General features: G+C 40.9%; 3 protein-coding genes. 1 reads left to right on the top strand and 2 read right to left on the bottom strand.

The window, feature by feature from the left end; all coding sequences use genetic code 11:
- Window positions 1–239: 239 nt before the first annotated feature.
- A complete protein-coding gene (locus Q8M41_RS14910; RefSeq protein ID WP_305366083.1) occupies window positions 240–1,661 on the bottom strand; it encodes a DUF1501 domain-containing protein in 1,422 nt (473 codons plus the stop codon).
- Between the two features lie 12 nt (window positions 1,662–1,673).
- Window positions 1,674–4,184, bottom strand: coding sequence for a DUF1549 domain-containing protein (locus Q8M41_RS14905; protein WP_305366082.1), 2,511 nt, complete (start codon window positions 4,182–4,184; stop codon window positions 1,674–1,676).
- 447 nt (window positions 4,185–4,631) lie between these two features.
- Here Q8M41_RS14905 and Q8M41_RS14900 point away from each other — a divergent pair, with 447 nt between their 5' ends.
- Window positions 4,632–4,793, top strand: a complete 162-nt coding sequence (locus Q8M41_RS14900) for a hypothetical protein (RefSeq protein ID WP_305366081.1) — start codon at window positions 4,632–4,634, stop codon at window positions 4,791–4,793.
- The last annotated feature ends 71 nt before the right edge of the window (window positions 4,794–4,864 follow it).

Raw genomic sequence — 4,864 nt, 5'->3', positions numbered from 1 at the left:
ATTATTAAGTAGGGATTTAGGCGCTATGCTGTGCCCCTTTGGAGGGGCTACGGGGAGGTTCCACCCCCTTTAATTCCCCCGCCGGCGGGGGATACTGGATGCCTAAGCATAACGACACAGAAATGTGTCCACACGATAGCTCTTCAGGGTCGGGATTTTCCTGTTACGAAATTCTATAAACATTTGACCCATTCTGGGTCATTAGAAACAATCCTGCTATAATTTCAAAATCCTATTTTTTAAGCAAACAGTTCCATCTCTGCTTTGCCTAAACCATCAGGGGTTGTATAAAAAGGTCTTTTCTCCACGATATAACTGGCGTCTTCGGCAATACCAAGTGCATGATAGATCGTTTGGTGAATCTCTTCAATCCGGATTGGTTTTTCAACGGTTTTGCATGGACGTTCATCTGAAGTTTTACCATAAATATTACCTTTCTTAATTCCACCTCCAAACATTAAAATGGAACATCCATCGGTAAAATGCCTGTGCATACCATAATTTTTAATATCATGAATGATATCAGGTTGTTCAACCTGTTCCTGCACTTTGAGATCAGGCCGGCCTTCAACCATCATATCCCTGCTGAATTCACTCGCTAAAATGATTAATGTGCGATCCAGATGCCCTGATTTTTCAAGATCTTTTACTAATTGTGCAACCGGACCATCGATTTGTTTCTTCATATCAACGAGGCGGGTATGTCCATTATCATGCGTGTCCCAACTTTTAAAGGGCTCGTATTCTGTTGTTACACTGATGAAGCGGGCGCCCTGTTCAGTCAGGCGGCGAGCCATCAAACAACCTAAACCAAACTTCCCGGTATTATAGATGTCATAGCTTTCTTTAGGTTCTTTGCTCAAATCAAAAGCAGCAGCCTCGGGAGATTTTAAAAGCATATAGGCTTGTTCCATTGATCTTTTCAACGATTCTTTTTGATAATCACTGCCAAATTCACCCATGGCACCTTTGCTAATCAGGTCATTATAAAGCTGATTTCTGGTTTCAAACCTCGTGGCAGACATTCCTACCGGAGGTCTTACACTCTCAAGTCCTGCTGATGGATCGGGTATCAGGAATGGACCATATTCACTTCCAAGAAATCCGGCGGTATGAAAAGCTTTTAATTCTTCACCTTCGCCTAGTGTAAAGCGCTGACCTATATCTATGAAGGCCGGGATAACCGGATTAACTGTTCCCAGTTCTTTTGCAATCCAGGAACCAATGTGGGGAGCAGATACTGATTGAGGCGGTTTATAACAGGTATGCCAGTGGTACTGGTGCCGGGAGTGTAAAATATGGCCCATATCACCTGCTACATACGATCGGATGACAGTACCTCTATCCATCACTTTTCCGATCGACTCAAGTCCTTCAGAAAATGAAACCCCATCAAGTATTGTAGGTACAGGTTTAAAAGTGCTCAGCACATCATTGGCATTCATCCCTTTGCTGAAAGGGGTATATCGTTTAGGATCAAAGGTGTCTGTATGAGCCATTCCCCCCGCCATCCAGAGCAAAATCACCGTATCGGCTTTGGCATTTCTTCTATTATTGCAGGAAGATAACAGACTTGATAAGGGAGCACCTGCCGCCAGTGCAGCTAAAGTAGCCGCACTGCTTTTCTTTAAAAACTCCCTTCTATTCCATTGATTATACATGCTCAATACTTATTAATAGATAATTTGAAATTCGGGAAGCAGCATAATGGCCCAGAACAAATCCTGAACGGAATCGGTTTGAGGTTTATCTCCCAATATTTTTATCGCAATTTTATACTCATCAGAACGCACCTCGCGACCCAATGCCTGTTTATATATTTCTTTAATGATCAGATCTCCACTCTTGTATTTGAGCTTCCAGTTTTCAGCTCCTTTTTTGAGCATTGAATTAAAACGTTCACCATTGGTTAATTCCAGAGCCTGTAAAAGATTTGCCTGGGATTCCCTGCTTGTAGCGACTGTTTCCCTGTTTGGTCGGCCCAATGCAGTAAGAAAGGGGTTATTGACTACCTGTGATGCACGCGGAAATAATTGAATGCTCTGGTCGTTCAACACTTTAATAACTGGTTTATACCTGACCATTGAATCAGGAAATATAGGCCCAAATAAAGCAGATCCTGCATCTGCAAACTGTTCTGCAGACATTCTTTTCCTCAGCCTTCCTGAAAATTTGTATTCCTGCGAAACAATTTCATTGGGATCTTTAAACCCTGCTGAAGGTAACTGATAGGTTTTGGAAGTTGTAATGAGAAAAATCAGATCCTTAATGTTCGAGTTATTCTGCTGGAAATTGAAAGCCATCCAATCAAGCATATCCTGGCTCCAGGGCTCATTATCCATCATATCCAATGGCTCAATAAAACCGCGGCCCATAATCTGTGCCCACATTCTGTTGACCAATGTACGGTACAGACGGCCATTTTGGGGTTTGACCATGTTTTCTGCAAGCTGTGCTCTTTTAACTGAGACTTTTGCTTTATTATCAATGCTTCCCAGCTCTTTCCAGAGCATTCTTGCATCGGTGAATTTGCCGGTAGGTTTATCACATCGATTAATTTCAAGCGTGGTATCTGCAAAAATATTGGCAAAGGCATAGGCATCTTCCAGTTTCCAGTCGCTGATAAAACTATTATGGCAGGAGGCGCATTTCAGGTTCAGGCCTAAAAACACCTGCGATACATTTTGCGCGGCCTGCATTTCTGTCCGCTGGCTTGAGTTTACAACACCACGCCATTTTATACCTTCAATAAAACCTTTTGAATTTTCGTTTGGACTCACAAGTTCTTTAACAAACTGGTTATAAGGCTTATTCGATTTAATGGATTGATACAACCAGTCGGTAATTGCATAACGGCCATTGGTAATATATCCGGTACCTGTATAATCGTTTCTCAATGCATCATTCCAGAACGTAAGCCAATGCATCGCATAATCATTTTCACGATCCAATAGTTTTTTACTCCAAATTGCCCGTTTATCAGGTCTGGAATCTTTGCTGAATTCATCGATTTCCTGCTGGCTGGGCAGCAAGCCAATGATATCCATGAATAACCTTCTTAAAAAGATTCTGTCATCGACTAATTTTGGCCAGGCTATTTTATTCTTCGCAAAATATTGATTCGTCCAGCGGTCGACAGGGTTAGAATAAATACCTGAAGCCGGAGGTAATACCGGATTTCTTGGTGCAAGTGCCGCTACCTTAAAAACCTCATCTTTATCGGATCCATCAGGCCATGGTGCACCTTTTTTGATCCAGAAATTTATTATAGCGACATCATTTGCTGAAAGTTTTTTGCCTTTGGAAGGCATTACATCTTCATGATCTGAAGGCAGGCTAATACGTCTGAATAGTTCACTCTCGTCGGTGTTTCCAGGTTTGATTACTTCTCCGTTTTCTCCGCCTTTAAAAACAAAATCTTTGCGGTCGAGTCTCAACTCACCTTTAACTTTTTCTTCGCCATGACACTTATAGCAATTGTGTGCAAATATGGCCCTGACTTTCAGATTAAGTTCCTTTTCCTGGGCATTACTAAGGGTGTCTTTATCTTCAGAGATCGAATTGATATCAAAGCTGATATTTTCTACATTTTCATAATCATCACTCCAGGGTAGGGTACTCGAAAGGTAATCATCGCCATGGGTTAATGAAGCACCTAAATGTCCGGCAAGTATAACCCCCAGAGCAGTAGCAAACAAGGCAAAGCGATAAGTTTTGATATGTTGGGTTTGATTTTTTACTAAAACTCTTTGATTTAGAAACCAAACTATAATTCCTAAAAAAGCAGTGCTAATACCCAGCCACTGGTGTAAAATCAGATTTTCGCCGTATTCAGCATTCCCGGAAAGCAGGATGCCGAAAATTGCTGAAATCAGGGAAGAGACAATGCCGGCAATCAAGAGAATCTGAATTCCAGGTCTTATTGGAGAATTGAATTTTTTAATTGTACCAAGTTCGAGGATTGCTGTAAGCAGGAGCAAAGCTACCGGAAAATGAACTGCTAAAGGGTGAAGCCTTCCAAAAAATCTTAAAAACCAGAAGTTCTCCGGATTGATTGAAAGTATTGAATTCTCCGGAGCAAAATCATTATAAATTAGCTGAAGCAAAAAGATTGAAAGGAGGGTAATTAATAGGGCAATCGGCTTATTATTTTCGAAAAAATTATTTTTAGCATTATTACTCATTGGCTCCTGAAAATGAATTGTTAAATAAATCTAATATTTATTCAGGAAACAATATAGTAAATAGCTTGAAACCAAGTTAATTGCCTTTAAATTCTATCAGCACAATCGCGATTCCTCCCTTTGGTTTCAACGGATCGCACTGAAATCATCGATAAAAAGGAACTAGTGTTATGTCACCCATGAATTGACGGATTAATTTTCAATAATTTCATCCTCTTATCTTCACGGGTAAACTGCCATTTTATTTTAGCCTCCTAAGTATTCCGATTGGTTCGTCAAAGTATTTATGACATGGTATTAGCACGGTCGCTCAATAGGCTCCCGCTTTAGCTGGAGTCAACGTTTTGTACGTTTTTGGGCTTCAGCCCATAGACTATAATATTTGAAAATTTTGGAATATTAATATTTTGGATTAGGGAACGGAAGATGTGGATAATTATCGGAAATATGGTGCTGAAGCACCAGCACCTGTTTCGTCCTGGTAGCTTAGGTTTCGGGCTGAAGCCCGATCGGAATATCGGATCTTCACCCGGCGCTAAAGTGCTTGTTGCGCAACCCTGCGCTGAAAGATTCAACATTGTAGGTGTTAGTGAGCATATTATTGGGTGATAGGTAGCAGATTAAACCATCCCCTGTAAAAGAGAGCTACACTGTTAGTAAAGTCATTAAAGCTGATATCT

It is taken from the genome of Daejeonella sp. (assembly GCF_030684675.1).
Taxonomy (GTDB): domain Bacteria; phylum Bacteroidota; class Bacteroidia; order Sphingobacteriales; family Sphingobacteriaceae; genus Daejeonella.
The sequence above is the reverse complement of the archived record's forward strand: the minus strand, read 5'-3'. Positions and strand labels throughout refer to the sequence as shown.

Bases quoted from the DNA above. Each gene is read 5' to 3' on its own strand.
- Q8M41_RS14910 (WP_305366083.1), bottom strand. From the start codon at position 1,661: ATGTATAATCAATGGAATAGAAGGGAGTTTTTAAAGAAAAGCAGTGCG.
- Q8M41_RS14905 (WP_305366082.1), bottom strand. From the start codon at position 4,184: ATGAGTAATAATGCTAAAAATAATTTTTTCGAAAATAATAAGCCGATT.
- Q8M41_RS14900 (WP_305366081.1), top strand. From the start codon at position 4,632: ATGGTGCTGAAGCACCAGCACCTGTTTCGTCCTGGTAGCTTAGGTTTC.